This is a genomic window from Streptomyces sp. NPDC031670 (assembly GCF_055580545.1).
In genome coordinates, this window is record NZ_JBVILC010000002.1 from 413,665 (window position 1) to 428,860 (window position 15,196).

12 protein-coding genes and 1 tRNA gene are annotated in these 15,196 nt (G+C 70.8%); 6 read left to right on the forward strand and 7 right to left on the reverse strand.

Annotated elements, in window-relative coordinates; genetic code table 11:
- Positions 1-28: 28 nt before the first annotated feature.
- Positions 29-1,213 (forward strand): acyl-CoA dehydrogenase family protein, encoded by a 1,185-nt coding sequence (locus ACZ5ID_RS05920; RefSeq protein WP_468893825.1) that lies wholly within the window; start codon positions 29-31, stop codon positions 1,211-1,213.
- Positions 1,214-1,345: 132 nt separating this feature from the next.
- Here the strand turns inward: ACZ5ID_RS05920 and ACZ5ID_RS05925 are convergent, their stop codons facing one another.
- From ACZ5ID_RS05925 to ACZ5ID_RS05955, 7 genes are all read right to left on the reverse strand, one after another.
- A complete protein-coding gene (locus ACZ5ID_RS05925; RefSeq protein ID WP_468893827.1) occupies positions 1,346-1,690 on the reverse strand; it encodes a rhodanese-like domain-containing protein in 345 nt (114 codons plus the stop codon).
- Between the two features lie 130 nt (positions 1,691-1,820).
- Positions 1,821-2,675 (reverse strand): hypothetical protein, encoded by an 855-nt coding sequence (locus ACZ5ID_RS05930; RefSeq protein ID WP_468893829.1) that lies wholly within the window; start codon positions 2,673-2,675, stop codon positions 1,821-1,823.
- 100 nt (positions 2,676-2,775) lie between these two features.
- Positions 2,776-4,233, reverse strand: coding sequence for a DUF2252 domain-containing protein (locus tag ACZ5ID_RS05935; protein WP_468893831.1), 1,458 nt, complete (start codon positions 4,231-4,233; stop codon positions 2,776-2,778).
- Positions 4,234-4,389: 156 nt separating this feature from the next.
- On the reverse strand, positions 4,390-5,517 hold the full coding sequence (locus ACZ5ID_RS05940; protein WP_468894210.1) for an ABC-2 transporter permease: 1,128 nt from the start codon (positions 5,515-5,517) through the stop codon (positions 4,390-4,392).
- Positions 5,518-5,740: 223 nt separating this feature from the next.
- On the reverse strand, positions 5,741-6,412 hold the full coding sequence (locus ACZ5ID_RS05945; protein WP_468893833.1) for a response regulator: 672 nt from the start codon (positions 6,410-6,412) through the stop codon (positions 5,741-5,743).
- A 374-nt stretch (positions 6,413-6,786) separates the two neighbouring features.
- Positions 6,787-8,529, reverse strand: coding sequence for a sensor histidine kinase (locus tag ACZ5ID_RS05950; protein WP_468893835.1), 1,743 nt, complete (start codon positions 8,527-8,529; stop codon positions 6,787-6,789).
- Between the two features lie 238 nt (positions 8,530-8,767).
- Positions 8,768-8,850: transfer RNA gene (locus ACZ5ID_RS05955), tRNA-Leu, on the reverse strand.
- A gap of 379 nt (positions 8,851-9,229) precedes the next feature.
- On the opposite strand from ACZ5ID_RS05955, the gene ACZ5ID_RS05960 reads away from it, so the two are divergent.
- The 5 genes from ACZ5ID_RS05960 to ACZ5ID_RS05980 all read left to right on the forward strand — a co-directional run bounded on the left by ACZ5ID_RS05960 (position 9,230) and on the right by ACZ5ID_RS05980 (position 15,150).
- Entirely contained in the window at positions 9,230-10,117 is an 888-nt protein-coding gene (locus tag ACZ5ID_RS05960; protein WP_468893837.1) for an FhaA domain-containing protein, read from the forward strand.
- A 10-nt stretch (positions 10,118-10,127) separates the two neighbouring features.
- A complete protein-coding gene (locus ACZ5ID_RS05965) occupies positions 10,128-10,661 on the forward strand; it encodes an FHA domain-containing protein FhaB/FipA (protein ID WP_468893838.1) in 534 nt (177 codons plus the stop codon).
- Between the two features lie 132 nt (positions 10,662-10,793).
- Positions 10,794-12,257: a Stp1/IreP family PP2C-type Ser/Thr phosphatase gene (locus ACZ5ID_RS05970; RefSeq protein ID WP_406554039.1), complete on the forward strand. Its 1,464-nt coding sequence runs from the start codon at positions 10,794-10,796 to the stop codon at positions 12,255-12,257.
- Positions 12,258-12,283: 26 nt separating this feature from the next.
- Positions 12,284-13,699, forward strand: coding sequence for an FtsW/RodA/SpoVE family cell cycle protein (locus ACZ5ID_RS05975; RefSeq protein WP_468893841.1), 1,416 nt, complete (start codon positions 12,284-12,286; stop codon positions 13,697-13,699).
- Positions 13,696-15,150, forward strand: a complete 1,455-nt coding sequence (locus tag ACZ5ID_RS05980; protein ID WP_468893843.1) for a penicillin-binding transpeptidase domain-containing protein — start codon at positions 13,696-13,698, stop codon at positions 15,148-15,150. The genes ACZ5ID_RS05975 and ACZ5ID_RS05980 overlap by 4 nt, the downstream gene beginning before the upstream one ends.
- The last annotated feature ends 46 nt before the right edge of the window (positions 15,151-15,196 follow it).

The following is a 15,196-nucleotide window of genomic DNA, read 5'->3' on the forward strand; positions in this document are numbered from 1 at the left end:
CAGATCCGCTGTGCGGGAGGACAGGGCTGTGGACTTCACCTTCACCGAGGAGCAGCAGGCGGCCGTCGAGGCGGCGAAGGCGGTCTTCTCCGGGGTCGCGCCCGACGCCGTACCGAGCCCCGCGCTGACTCAGGGCGCGGTGGCCGAGGAGTTCGACCGCCCGCTGTGGGCCAAGCTCGCCGACTCGGACCTGCTCAGCCTGGTCATCGACCCCCAGTACGGCGGGGCGGGCCTCGACCCGATCGCCCTCTGCCTGGTGCTGCGCGAGTCCGCGAAGGTGCTGGCCCGGGTGCCGCTGCTGGAGAGCAGCGCGGTGGCGATGGCCCTACAGCGTTACGGGGACACCGGACTGGCCCGTGAACTGCTTCCCGCCGCAGGCCGGGGCGAGTTGGTGTTCACCGTCGGGGCCAACGGCCGCACAGGCCATGACCCTGCCGAACTCGCCGTCACGGCACGGCAGGAGACCGCCGGGGACGGCGGCTGGGTGCTCGACGGGGTGCAGACCGGGGTGCCCTGGGCGCAGAACGCGGACCGTATCGCCGTGCCCGCCCACACCGGCGAAGGCCGCACCGTACTGGCGCTGGTCCCCCGCCTCCACGACGGAATCACGCTCGCCGACCAGGTCTCCACCAGCGGAGAGCGGTTCGCCGAGGTCCGTCTCGACGCCGTACGGATCGAAGCCCGCGCGGTCGTCACGGCCGGGGGTGCCTGGGAGTGGCTGCGCGGGCTGCTGGCCACCGGCACCTGCGCGCTCGCGCTGGGCCTCGGCGAGGCGGTACTGGCGATGACCAGCGCGTACACCGGGAAACGCGAGCAGTTCGGGTTCCCCATCGCGACCTTCCAGGCGGTCGCCGTCCAGACGGCGGACCGCTACATCGACCTGCGCGCCATGGAGGCCACACTGTGGCAGGCGGCATGGCGCATCAGCACCGGCACAGCGGCGGGGGCCGGGGCAGAGGCGGGGGCGGGCGTCAGCACCGGGGGGCCACTGCCCGTCTCCGGGGATGTGGCGGTGGCGAAGATCTGGGCCTCCGAAGGCGTACGCAGAGTCGTACAGACCGCCCAGCATCTGCACGGCGGCTTCGGCGCCGACACCGACTACCCCCTGCACCGCTACCACGCCTGGGCCAAGCAACTGGAACTGTCCCTGGGCCCGGCCGCGGCCCATGAGGAAGCCCTCGGCGACCTGCTAGCCGCGCACCCGCTCGGGTGACGGGACAGCACGGCCACTCGGCCAACAGGACAGCACGGCCGCTCGCGCACGGTGTTTCGCGTACGAGTGACTCGGCCCGCGGCGGGCGTCGGACCGCCGGCGGGCGTCGAACGGCCGACCGTCAAACGTCGGTCAGAGGACGAAAGCCGGGCTGTCGTTGTCGCTGACCATCGGGCGCCCGGCGGCGTCCCACGCCTGCATGCCGCCGTCGATGTTCACGGCGTCGATGCCCTGCTGCACCAAGTACTGGGTGACCTGCGCGGACCGGCCACCTACCCGGCACATCACATACGCCCGGCGGCCGTCCTCGACGGCCTGCGTCACGTCGCCGAAGCGCGCCACGAAGTCGCTCATCGGCACATGCAGCGCGCCCTCGACGTGCCCGGCCGCCCACTCGTCGTCCTCACGGACGTCCAGCACCAGGGCGTCGGCCGGCACGGCAGCGACCTCGACGGACGGCAGCTGGGCGAAATTCATGGGTCATGCCTTCTCTCGTACGCGTCGACTGTCCCGGGCCCGGCGCCGAAACAGCCGCGACGGTCGTATCGGCCGGTCACCGGTACCGGCCGGTCCGGGGGTCAGCCGTGTGGCCAGGTCACCGGGAACGCTACTGCACCAGCTCGGCAAGGACCGCCTCACGCCCGGCGACCTCGGCCAGCAACTGCTCGGCGATCTCCTCCAGGAGCCGGTCCGGGTCGTCGGGCGCCATCCGCAGCATCGAGCCGATCGCACTCTCCTCCAGGTCACGCGCCAGTACGGCCAGCAGCTCCTTGCGCTGGGCCAGCCATTCCAGCCGGGCGTAGAGCTCCTCGCTCTCGCTGGGACGCGCCTCCTCCGGCACCGGGCCTGCCGCCCACTCCTCGGCGAGCTCCCGCAGCAGTTCCTCGTCGCCCCGGCCGTACGCGGCGTTGACCCGGGTGATGAACTCCTCGCGCCGGGCCCGTTCCTGCTCCTCCTGCGCGAGGTCGGGGTGCGCCTTGCGCGCCAGCTCCCGGTAGAGCCTGCGCGCCTCCTCGCTGGGGCGGACCCGCTTCGGCGGCCGTACGGGCTGGTCGGTGAGCATGGAGGCGGCCTCGGGGGAGAGCCCGTCGGAGTCCATCCAGTCGTGGAAGAGTTCGTCGACGCCAGGCATGGGCATGACGGCGGCTCGCGCCTCGCGCGCCTTGCGCTGGTCTTCCAGGTCGCCGGTGAGGGAGGCCTTGGCCTCGGCGATCTGGGCGTCGAGCTCGTCGAGCCGGGCGTACATCGGGCCGAGCTTCTGGTGGTGCAGGCGGGAGAAGTTCTCCACCTCCACGCGGAAGGTCTCCACGGCGATCTCGAACTCGATCAGCGCCTGCTCAGCCGCCCGCACAGCGCGGTCCAGCCGGGCTTCGGGCCGCTCGGCGTTCTCGTCCGTGTGCGCTGGGGCCTCGGGCCGGGCGGTGGGCCGGGGGGTCGTGTCTTCGGCAGGTTCGTCCGTCACCGGTCCAGCGTACGGGCGCGGGGGGTGGGGGGCCCTCCCTCCCCCTCCCCCTCCCACCCCGCCCCCTGCCCCACACCCCGCCCGCACCCCGTGCCCCGCCTCAAACCCCCAGCTCTGCCGCCACCCGCCCATCCCTGATGGCGGCCAGGAGTGTCGCGTAATCCGACTCCGTGCGGTCGGCGTAGAGGACCGCGAAGCCGGCCACGGCCTCGTCGAGCTCTTCGTTCTTGCCGCAGTACCCGGCTATCAGGCGCGGGTCGGCGCTGTGAGCGTGCGCGCGCGCCAGCAGTGCGCCGGTCATACGGCCGTAGTCGTCCAGTTGGTCGGCGGCCAGGGCCGCCGGGTCGACGCTGCCCTTGCGGTTGCGGAACTGGCGCACCTGATAGGGGTGCCCGTCTACGGTGGTCCAGCCGAGCAGGATGTCGCTGACGACCTGCATCCGCTTCTGCCCGAGGACCACACGGCGGCCTTCGTGACCCGCGTCCGGGGCAGTGAAGCCGGCCTTGGCCAGGTGCGGCAGCAGGGCCGAGGCGCGGGCCTCCTTGACCTGGAGCACCAGCGGCTCGCCGCGATGGTCGACGAGCAGCACCACGTACGACCGTGTGCCGACGCTGCCGGTGCCGACGACCCGGAAGGCCACGTCGTGTATCGCGTACCGCGCGAGCAGCGGCAGGCGGTCTTCCGAGAGGGTTTCCAGGTAGGGACCGAGCGAGGCGGCGACGGCGGCGGCCTCGGCGTCGGGCACCCGGCGCAGGACGGGTGCCGCGTCGACGAAGTGGTGGTGTCCGTCTGCTCTCTGTTCGGTGGCCTTGGCGGCGAAGCGGGCGCTGGTGTTGTTGCGGGCCTTGGCCGACACCCGCTCCAGGGTGCCGAGCAGGTCCCGTGCGTCGGTGTGGGAGACCAGTTCCTCGTCGGCTATCGCGTTCCACGCGTCCAGCACCGGCAGTTTCGCCAGGAGTCTCATGGTGCGCCGGTAGGCGCCGACGGCGTCGAAGGCCGCGGCCCGGCAGATGTCCTCGTCGGCGCCCGCTTCCCGGCCGGCCAGGACCAGGGAGGCGGCTAGGCGCTTGAGGTCCCATTCCCAGGGGCCGGTGACGGTCTCGTCGAAGTCGTTGAGGTCGATGACGAGGCCGCCGCGGGCGTCGCCGTAGAGACCGAAGTTCGCCGCGTGGGCGTCGCCGCAGATCTGGGCGCCTATGCCGGTGACGGGGGTGCCGACGAGGTCGTGGGCCATCAGCCCGGCGGAGCCGCGCAGGAAGGCGAACGGGGAAGCCGCCATGCGGCCCACGCGGATCGGCGTGAGCTCGGGCACGCGGCCCCGGTTCGATTCCTCGACGGCCCGGACGGCGTCGGGGCGATCGGCGGAGAGGAGCAGCGAGTCGTGCGAGGAGCGGGGCACCCGGTCGCGCAGTGCCTTGCCGTCGCTCTTGGGCGAGCCCGCTTTGTGGCCGGGTCCCCGTCCTTTGTGGTGTCGGAATCCCGGCACCTCGGGAATCCGGGTCTGCCTGTCGTCGGGCACCGCTCGCTGGGCCGGAATCACCGCCTCGACATCGCTCATCGCGTGCCGCCTCCCCCGTACTCGTTCACCATCAGCAGCTCGAATGCCATGACGGTACCGTCGGGGGCCGACAGCCGTCTCCCCCTGTGGATAACTCCCGGCGGGGGCCATCGAGCAGGCCACCGCCGGGAGTTATCCACAGCCAGGCGCCGAGGTTCAGACGCCGACCGCTTCCTCGAGCTCCTCCTCGATCTCCTCTTCTCCCTCGCGGATCCCGCGGCCGTCGCCGCCGACGCGGCCGTCGTCCAGACCACCGGCACCACTACCGGCCTCGGCCTGACCGACCCCCGCGCCATCGGCGGCAGCCACACCGGAACCAGCAGCACCAGCAGCAGCACCAGCGCCGACAGCCGCACCCGCTCCGGCTCCCGCCGCCGCCACAGCCCCCCGCTTCCGCTCGGCCAGCCCCGCGATGCCCATCAGCGCGACCCCCGCCAGCAGCCAGAACGCCAGGACCAGCACATGGCCGCCGAGGCCGTAGCCCGCGAAGTACACGTGGCTTCGGGCGCCCTCGACGAATCCGGCACCGTTCCAGAACGCGTGCAGGGCGCCGAAGAAGCCGGGCTGGAGCTCGGGCCGGAAGATGCCGCCGGAGCTGGTGAAGTTGAGCATCACGAACAGCACCATCACGCCGAGGGTCGTCCACCTCTTCAGGAAGGTGTGCAGCCCGACGCCGATCAGCAGGATCCCGGCCGAGTACAGCCACGCCATGCCCCACACGCCGCCGAGGCCAGTGTCGACGAGGTGGAACAGGGGGCCCGCGAAGACCGCGCCGACAGCGCTGACCAGCAGCGACATCCCGAGCGCCAGCAGTGCCCTGATCCGCAGGGCGAGCACCGCGCCGGCTCCGCCGATCACGGCGACGGACGCGTAGGAGCCGATGCTCAGCGCGACCAGCAGGAAGAAGATGCCCTGTCCGGTCGGGTCGCCCTCGGCGAGGTCGGTCACGTCGGTCACCTTGAGGGGCGCGTCCTGCGCCGCCGCGACCTTGGTGAAGACCTTCTCGACGGCGGTGGCGCTGGTGTCGGAGGAGGCGGAGGCGACGAGCAGTTCGGGTTTGGCGCCGGGGATGTAGGCGCCGTACACGTGCTGCTGCTCAAGGCTGTGGACGGCGGTCGTGCGGTCGGGCACGGTTCGGACGTCGAGGGCGCCCGCGCCCTTGTCCTGAAGGGTCTGTGCGAGCACCTGCGCACTGGGGCCTGAGCCGACGATGTCGACCCGCAGGTTGTGCGGCTGCGGGTTGTGGAAGGCGCCCAGGTACGCCAGGCCCATCCCGATGCACATCAGGAGCGGGGTGAGGAGGTGGCTGAGCACATGGCGCAGAGGGCTGGGAGCGGTACCGGGGGACACCAGAACTCCAATGGTTGGCTTATACAACTCACTCGATACGTTGTACTCTACAACCACTTTCGGGGATTGGCGAACATCCAGCTCAGACCTCCTGGAGCCCGCCCACCCCGTGTTTCACGTGAAACAAGCCCCACGAGGCGGCCCCGCCCCCGCCCGCCTACAACCCCGCATCCCGGGCCAGCAGCGCCGCCTGCACCCTGTTCTCGCACTCCAGCTTCGCCAGGATGCGGCTCACATACGTCTTCACCGTGGCCTCGCTCATATGGAGCCGCCTCCCCGCGTCCGCGTTGGACAGGCCCTCCCCGAGCAGCGCCAGCACGTCCCGCTCCCGCACCGACAGCACCGCCACCCGGCGCCGCGCCTCCTCGCCCCGGGCCGCCGCGCGCCCCATGGCCAGCTGGTCCACGACGTGCCGGGTCGCGCCGGGCGACAGATAGGCGTCCCCCGCCGCCGCCGCCCGTACCGCTGCGATCAGCTCGGCCGGGGCGGTGTCCTTCAGGAGGAACCCGGCGCCCCCGTACTCCAGGGCGCGCAGCACGTTCTCGCGTTCGCCGAACGTCGTGAGGATGATCACTCGGGTCGCCGGGGTGCTCCTGCGCAGCTCGGCCAGGGCGGTCAGGCCGTCCATCACCGGCATCTGGATGTCGAGCAGCACCACGTCGGCGTCGTGCGCCCGTGCGGCCTCGACGGCGTCCCGGCCGTTGGCCGCCTCGGCCGCCACCTCGATGGCCGGGTCAGAGGTGAGGATCATCCTGATCCCCGCCCTGATCAGCGGCTCGTCGTCCGCGATCACCACCTTGATCCTCGGTCCGTACGTGCCCTCCGCCACCACCACTCCGTCTCTACCGTGGGCGCCGCGGCGATCCCGCACCCCGTCCGCCGCGCCCTCCGCGCCCGCCACGCCCGGCCCGAGCGGCCCACCCGGCCCCGGCGAACTCCCCGGACCACCCGGACCCCCCTGACCACCAGTACCGAACGCGTCCCCCCGACCGAAGGCATCCCCTCGACCGAGCGCACCCCCTGGGTCGAGTGGACCCCCTCGACCGTTCGGACCCCTCACACCTGCTCCCGTCCTCGCGCAGCGCCGACCCGTTCCCGCCCTGCCACCACGCCGTCACTTCCGGCGGCCCTGCCGTCGCGCCGCTCCTGCTCCCGGCCCCACTCCCGGCCTCTCTGCCCCTGCCCCTGCCTCTACCTCTGCCGCTACCGCTCGACCTCGTACGCCCGCTTCTCGATGAGCTTGCCGTCCTTGAAGCAGAACCGGAAAACGGGATGACGGTCCACGCTGTCGCCGAAGTCGGACGACATCAGTACCAGGCAGCTCGCACCGGCGGGCTCGGCGGGCCCCTTGCCGGGCAGGTCCTTCGCCAGAAACGTGTCGCCGGCGGGGAGCCGCTCGCGTACTTCCTGTTCGGAGCTGCCGACTTCGATGTCCCGGTACTCGGCGGGGTCGGTCATCGCCTTGTCCGCGGACCCGGCGAGGAAGAACAGCCCGACGCCCGCGGCCACCGCGAGCAGCACCACCACCGCGAAGGCGATCCCGCACCCCAGGGCGACGCCCCCGGCCCTGCTCCTGCTGCTCATGGCCAACTCCCTCTCCGCGACGCTCAGGTCGACGTTCCAGTCGCCGTGCCGGCCGGCCTGGTGCCGGCCGGTCCCCGTCTCACCGGCCGCACCACCGTCGCCGAGCGCGAGGGCCTGGGGCTGCTGTCGGAAGTCGTCCACGGGATCGACGAAGGTCGCGGCCTCCACCGCTCCGTAGGGCAGCACACCGGCCACCCGGAAGCCCCCGTCCGCGGTCCGTCCCGTGTGGACCATGCCGCCGACGAGCCGGGCCCGTTCGTGCAGGCCGGTCAGGCCCTGGCCGCCGCTGACCACTTCGTCCGGCAGGGGGCCGGGCACCGGCCCGTTGACGACCTCGACGACGAGCGAGTCGGGCTCGTAGCGCAGTTCCACACCGATGGGGGCGCCCGGCGCGTGCTTGTAGGCGTTGGTCAGCGCCTCCTGGACGATGCGGTACGCCGCGTGGTCGGACGCGGCGGCCAGTTGCCGGGGCTCGCCGGTCTCGCGCAGTTCCACGGTGGTGCCCGCCGTTCGTGCCGCCGCCACCAGGGCTTCGACGCCCGCCGTGCCGCGTGCGGCGCGCTGTGCCTCGTCCGTGTGGTGGTCGGGGGCTTCGACGCCGTCGCGCAGGATGCCGACCACCGCGCGCAGTTCGTGCATGGCCGCGACGGAGGCCTCCCTCAGGACGCCGACGGCTTCACGCTGGCGGCCCGTCAGCGCCGGGTCGACCTCCAGCGCCCCGGTGTGCACGGAGATCAGCGCCAGTTGGTGGCCGAGGCTGTCGTGCATGTCCTGGGCGATGCGCTGGCGCTCGCGCAGCCGGGCCTGTCCGGCGACCATCGCGCGCTCGCGCAGCAGCTGGGCGTTGCGTTCCTGCATGGTCTGCAGGAGGGTGCGCCGTTGGTACCAGTAGCGGCTGGCGAGGCCCGGCACCACGGCGATCACCATGAAGAAGAGCGCCCCGAACAGGGCGATGACGAACAGCGTGCCCTCGCCGGACTCGGTGAGCGCGAGGCCGGCCAGATAGCCGGCGAACGCGGCGCAGAAGGCGGCCAGTGCCCGCCCCGCCCCGGCGATGCGCCGCCCCGCCGAGCAGGCCACCACGAGCAGCAGCAGGGTGGCGCCCGCGCTGGCGCCGCTGAGGGCGGCCGTGGCGACGAGCACGCTCGCGGGGAACCTGCGGCGCAGCGGCGACAGGACGAGGACGGCGACGGTCACCAGGGCGGGCACCAGCAGGCCGCCGTGGGCCAGCCGTCCGGTGCCTGCCGCGGCCAGGGCCAGCAGGAGGGCGAGGGCCGACTCGCCGGTGATCCGGCGCCGGGACCAGGGTTCGGGTCCCGCCAGCCGCAGGCGCAGGTCCTGGATCTTCGATGACACATCCACGGCCGCACCCTAGGCAGAGGGCCGGGCGCGGTTCGGCTCTCTTTCGTCGCGGCCGGCCGAGACGAAAGTCTCCGCGGCGTCCTTTGCCGGGCCGCACTTCGGAGCGGGAGGGGTTCTTCCTGGTCTCGGGAAGGTTCTTCCTGGTCTCGGAAGGTTCTTCCGGCGCCGGAAAGTTCTTTCGGGCTTCCGGGAACGCGAAAGCCCCGCCGGTCGTTTGACCTGCGGGGCTTTCGTTCTGTGGGCGAGGGGGGATTTGAACCCCCACGTCCCGAAGGACACTGGCACCTGAAGCCAGCGCGTCTGCCGTTCCGCCACTCGCCCGAGTGGTGTCCGAGGCCTTCGCACCTTTTCGGTGCGCTTGCCTGGCGACGTCGAGAAGATTAGCACGCTGCGCAGGGTGGATTCACATCCGTTGTTTCCACCGCCCCTGGCGGGCAGGAGAGGGGAAGGAACGACGACGTACGGCGACGGTTCGGGGACCCACAGAAACCTCACAGGGGCCCGGGGGGAACGAGGAGGGGCCGCACCCACTCCTCCACGGTGCACCCCGGGTGCGGGACACTGTGAGGAGGCCACCTCTACGATCCGTGTGAGAGGTGACACTCGTCCACCGGTCACAGAAGGGGAACCAGCCGATTTCCCGACGCGTGGATACGATCAGTAAGCAGTACCAGGACGACAACGACGGAGGAGGTGCCCCATGGGAGTCCTGAAGCGTTTCGAGCAGCGTCTCGAAGGCCTGGTCAACGGCACCTTCGCGAAGGTCTTCAAGTCCGAGGTCCAGCCCGTCGAGATCGCCGGCGCCCTCCAGCGCGAGTGCGACAACAACGCGACGATCTGGAACCGTGAGCGGACCGTCGTCCCCAACGACTTCATCGTCGAGCTCAGCGCGCCCGACTTCGAGCGCCTGAGCCCGTACTCGGGCCAGCTGGGCGACGAACTGTCCGGCCTGGTCCGCGACTACGCCAAGCAGCAGCGCTACACGTTCATGGGGCCGATCAAGGTCCATCTGGAGAAGGCCGACGATCTCGACACCGGTCTGTACCGGGTGCGCAGTCGTACGCTCGCCTCCAGCACCGACCAGCAGGACCTGCACAGCCAGCAGGAGCAGCACGCCAGGCCTCCGGGTCCGGCCCGTCCCGCTCCCGTCGCACCGCCGCAGTCCGCCCAGGGCCGCGGCGGCTACGGCTATCCGCCCACCGCCGCGCCGCCGATGCCGGCCGCCCCGCCCCCCGGCGGGAACGGCGGCCCCGGCCGCCCCGGCGCGGACCGCCGCCCGACGGCTCCCGGCCCCATGCCGGGCTCCCAGGTGCGGCGCTGGATCGAGATCAACGGCACCCGCCACCAGATCTCCCGCCCGACGCTGGTGCTGGGTCGCAGCACCGACGCCGATGTGCGGATCGACGACCCCGGCGTCTCGCGCCGGCACTGTGAGATCCGGACCGGAACGCCCTCGACGATCCAGGATCTCGGGTCCACCAACGGCATCGTGGTGGACGGGCAGCACACCACCCGCGCTACGCTCCGCGACGGCTCGCGGATCGTCGTGGGCAGCACCACCATCGTTTACCGGCAAGCCGAAGGGTGAAGCGGGGGCAATGTCAGAGCTGACCCTCACGGTCATGCGGTTGGGTTTCCTCGCCGTACTGTGGCTGTTCGTCATCGTGGCCGTTCAGGTCATTCGCAGTGATCTGTTCGGGACACGGGTCACCCAGCGCGGTTCACGCCGCGGCGGGGACACGGGCCGCCAGCAGACCGGCCGGCAGGCCGCCGCTGCCGCGCCGCCGCAGCAGCGCGGCCAGCAGGCCGCGCCGTCGGGCGGTCGCCAGCGCCGTGGCGCGCCCACCAAGCTGGTGGTGTCCGAGGGCACGCTCACCGGCACCACGGTGGCGCTGCAGGGCCAGACCATCACGCTGGGCCGGGCGCACGACTCGACGATCGTCCTCGACGACGACTACGCGTCGAGCCGGCATGCCAGGATCTACCCGGACCGTGACGGCAACTGGATCGTCGAGGACCTGGGTTCCACCAACGGCACCTACCTGGACCGGACGCGGCTCACCACCCCGACCCCGATTCCGCTGGGCGCGCCGATCCGCATCGGCAAGACCGTCATCGAGCTGCGGAAGTAGTACGACAATGAGCGAGCGGAGCGAGCGAGCCGCGGCGGTCCGGACGACGGACCGGGACGGGCTCCCGACCGGAGGGTGGGCAGTGTGGCTCGACATGACCGGCTGTACCCCGAGCCGACGGGCGAGGTGGGCATGAGTCTCTCCCTGCGCTTCGCCGCCGGATCCCACAAGGGCATGATCCGCGAGGGCAACGAGGACTCCGGTTACGCGGGTCCGCGCCTCCTCGCCATCGCCGACGGCATGGGCGGCCAGGCGGCCGGCGAGGTCGCCTCCTCCGAGGTGATCTCCACCCTGGTCACGCTCGACGACGACGTGCCCGGCTCCGACATCCTCACGTCGCTGGGTACGGCGGTGCAGCGCGCCAACGACCAGCTGCGCATGATGGTCGAGGAGGACCCCCAGCTGGAGGGGATGGGCACCACGCTCACCGCTCTGCTGTGGACGGGCCAGCGCCTCGGCCTGGTGCACGTGGGCGACTCGCGCGCGTATCTGCTGCGCGACGGAGTGCTCACCCAGATCACGCAGGACCACACCTGGGTGCAGCGGCTCGTGGACGAGGGCCGTATCACCGAGGAGGAGGCGACGACGCATCCGCAGCGCTCGCTGCTGATGCGCGCGCTGGGCAGCGGCGACCATGTCGAGCCGGACCTGTCGATCCGCGAGGTGCGCGCGGGCGACCGCTATCTGATCTGCTCCGACGGCCTGTCGGGGGTGGTGTCCCACCAGACGATGGAGGACACCCTCGCCAGCTACCAGGGCCCGCAGGAGACCGTGCAGGAGCTGATCCAGCTCGCGCTGCGCGGCGGCGGCCCGGACAACATCACGGTGATCGTGGCGGACGTCCTGGACGTGGACTCCGGTGACACGCTGGCCGGGCAGCTCAGCGACATCCCGGTGATCGTGGGCGCGGTCGCGGAGAACCAGCTGCAGCTCAACGACGACGGGGCGATGCAGACCCCGGCGGGCCGCGCTTCGGGCCTGGGCCGTCCCGCCTCGCCGCAGGGGGGCTTCGGCCCGCCCGGCAGCGGTGAGGACAGCGGCTACGGCGCCCCGCCCGAGGGCACCTTCGGTTCCTACTCGGACGAGGACTTCGTCAAGCCGCGGCGCGGCAAGTGGCTGAAGAGATCCGTCTACATCGTGCTCGCCCTGGCCGTGATCGGCGGCGGTCTGTACGGCGGCTACCGCTGGACGCAGACGCAGTACTACGTAGGTACCAAGGACGAGCACGTCGCGCTCTACCAGGGCATCAGCCAGGACCTGGCCTGGGTGAAGCTGTCGAAGGTGGAGACCGACCACCCCGAGGTCGAACTCAAGTACCTGCCGCCGTACCAGCGCAAGCAGGTCGAGGCGACGATCGCCGAGAGCAGTCTCTCCAAGGCCCAGGCCAAGATCACCGAACTGTCCACGCAGGCGTCGGCGTGCAAGAAGGACGAGCAGCGGCGCGCCGCCGAGAGCCAGAACCCGCCGAAGACCGGAACGACGGCCTCTCCGTCGCCCGGCAAGACCGGGTCCACCAAGACCACCGCCACTCCCACGCCCGGCCCCAGCCTCTCGGAGGAAGAGCAGAAGCTGGTCCCGCAGTGCGGTAAGCAGTAGGCAGCCGTAGGGGGCCTTTCCACACCATGAGCGTTGTCACCAACACGACCACCATCGGCGCGATCGACGCACCGAGCCGCCGCAACACCGAGCTCGCGCTGCTCGTCTTCGCCGTCGCCATCCCGGTGTTCGCGTACGCCAACGTGGGCCTGGCCATGACCGGCAAGCTGCCATCCGGCATGCTCGGTTACGGCCTCGGCCTCGGGCTGCTCGCGGCCGTCGGGCACCTCGTGGTGCGCAAGTTCGCCCCGTACGCGGACCCGCTGCTGCTGCCGCTGGCGACACTGTTGAACGGGCTGGGGCTGGTGATGATCTGGCGCCTGGACCAGTCACCGCGCCTGATCCAGCGAGCCAAGAACGCATTCGGTGTCTTCCACCCGGACGCGCCCAAGCAGATGCTGTACACGGCGATCGGCGTGGCGCTGTTCATCGGCGTACTCATGCTGCTGAAGGACCACCGGATCCTCCAGCGCTACACGTACATCTCGATGGCCTTCGCGCTGTTCCTGCTGATCCTGCCGATGTTCTTCCCGGCGGTGAACGGCGCCAAGATCTGGATCTCCATCCCCGGTCTGGGCACCATCCAGCCCGGCGAGTTCGCGAAGATCATCATCGCGGTGTTCTTCTCCGGCTATCTGATGGTCAAGCGGGACGCGCTGGCCCTGGCCAGCCGCCGCTTCATGGGTCTGTACCTGCCGCGCGGCCGTGACCTCGGTCCGATCCTCGTGGTGTGGGGCGTCTCGATCCTCATCCTGGTCTTCGAGACCGACCTGGGCACCTCGCTGCTCTTCTTCGGCCTCTTCGTGATCATGCTGTACGTGGCCACCGAGCGCACCAGCTGGATCGTCTTCGGTCTGCTGATGTCGGCGGCCGGCGCGGTCGCGGTGGCCTCCTTCGAGCCCCACGTGAAGCTGCGTGTGGACGCCTGGCTGGACCCCTTCGGCTGCTACAAGACGACCGGCGCCTGTGAGCAGATCGGCCAGGCGATCATGTCGTTCGGCTCCGGCGGCACGCTCGGCACGGGGCTCGGCCAGGGCAACTCCGACCTGATCGGCTTCGCCGCCAACGCCGACTTCATCCTCTCCACCGTCGGCGAGGAGCTGGGCCTGGCCGGGATGATGGCGATCTTCCTCATCTACGGCCTGATCGTGGAGCGCGGTGTGCGCACCGCGCTCGCCGCGCGCGACCCGTTCGGCAAGCTGCTGGCCATCGGCCTCTCCGGCGCGTTCGCGCTCCAGGTGTTCGTGGTCGCCGGCGGTGTCATGGGCCTCATCCCGCTGACCGGTATGACCATGCCGTTCCTCGCGCAGGGCGGATCCTCCGTCATCGCCAACTGGGCGCTGATCGGCATCCTCATCCGCATCAGCGACACCGCCCGCCGCCCGGCGCCCGCCCCTGCCCCGTCCCCCGACGCCGAGATGACCCAGGTGGTCCGACCGTGAACAAGCCCCTGCGCCGGATCGCGATCTTCTGCGGGCTGCTGATCATGGCCCTGATGATCCGTGACAACTGGCTCCAGTACGTGCGCGCCGACGAGCTGAACACGCACAAGTACAACCGGCGCGTCCAGATCGAGCGGTTCGCCCATGAGCGCGGCAACATCATCACGGCCGACGGCCAGCCGATGACCGCGTCCAAGGAGACCCAGGGCAGCGACTTCAAGTACAAGCGGACCTGGAACAACGGCGCCCTGTGGTCGCCGGTGACCGGGTACAACTCGCAGGCCTTCGACTCCTCGCAGCTGGAGAACATCGAGGACAAGATCCTCTCGGGCAACGACGACCGGCTCTTCTTCGACCGGACGCTCTCGATGTTCACCGGCGAGAAGAAGCAGGGCGGCAACGTCGTCACCACCCTCAACAGCGCCGCCCAGAAGGCCGCCTTCGACGGGCTGGGCGACAAGAAGGGCGCGGTCGCCGCGATCGACCCGCGCACCGGCGCGATCCTGGCACTGGCCTCGACGCCGTCGTACGACCCGTCGGTCTTCGCGGGCAACTCCAAGGCGGACGGGGAGGCCCGCCAGAAGCTGCTCCAGGACAAGGACAAGCCCATGCTGAACCGGGCGCTGCGCGAGACCTACCCGCCCGGCTCCACCTTCAAGGTGGTCACCGCCTCCGCCGCGCTGGAGAACGGGCTGTACTCCAGCATCGACGAGCCGACCCGCTCGCCGGTGCCGTACCAGCTGCCGCAGTCGACGATGCCGCTGAAGAACGAGGGGACCATCCCCTGTGAGAACGCCACGCTCAAGGTGGCGCTCCAGTGGTCCTGCAACACCGTCTTCGGCAAGATCAGTGACGACCTCGGCAACGACAAGATGATCGCGGAGGCCAATAAGTTCGGCTTCAACGACGAGATCTTCACCCCCGTCCGCGCCGACGCCAGCGTCTACCCCAAGGACAACCGCCCGCAGAACGCGATGGCCGGCATCGGCCAGGCCTCCAACCGCGCCACCCCGCTCCAGATGGCCATGGTCGCCGCCGCCGTCGCCAATGACGGCAAGCTGATGAAGCCCTACATGGTCGACCAGCTCCAGTCGCCCAGCCTGGACGTCCTCACCAAGACCCAGCCGGAGAAGCTGAGCCAGCCGCTGTCGGCGGCCAACGCCCAGAAGGTCCAGGCGCTGATGGAGAACGTCGTCGCCGAGGGCACCGGCAAGAAGGGCGCCATCGACGGCGTCACCGTCGGCGGCAAGACCGGCACCGCCCAGCACGGCCTCAACAACAGCGAGAAGCCGTACGCCTGGTTCATCTCGTACGCCAAGACCAGCGAGGGCTCCCCGGTCGCGGTCGCGGTGGTCGTCGAGGACGGCGAGGCCCACCGTGACGACATCTCCGGCGGCGGGCTCGCCGCCCCCATCGCCAAGGCCGTGATGCGGGCGGTGCTCAAGAAGTGATCCAAAGACGTTTCACGTGAAACGTCTCTCGCGCCCTGTACCGGTC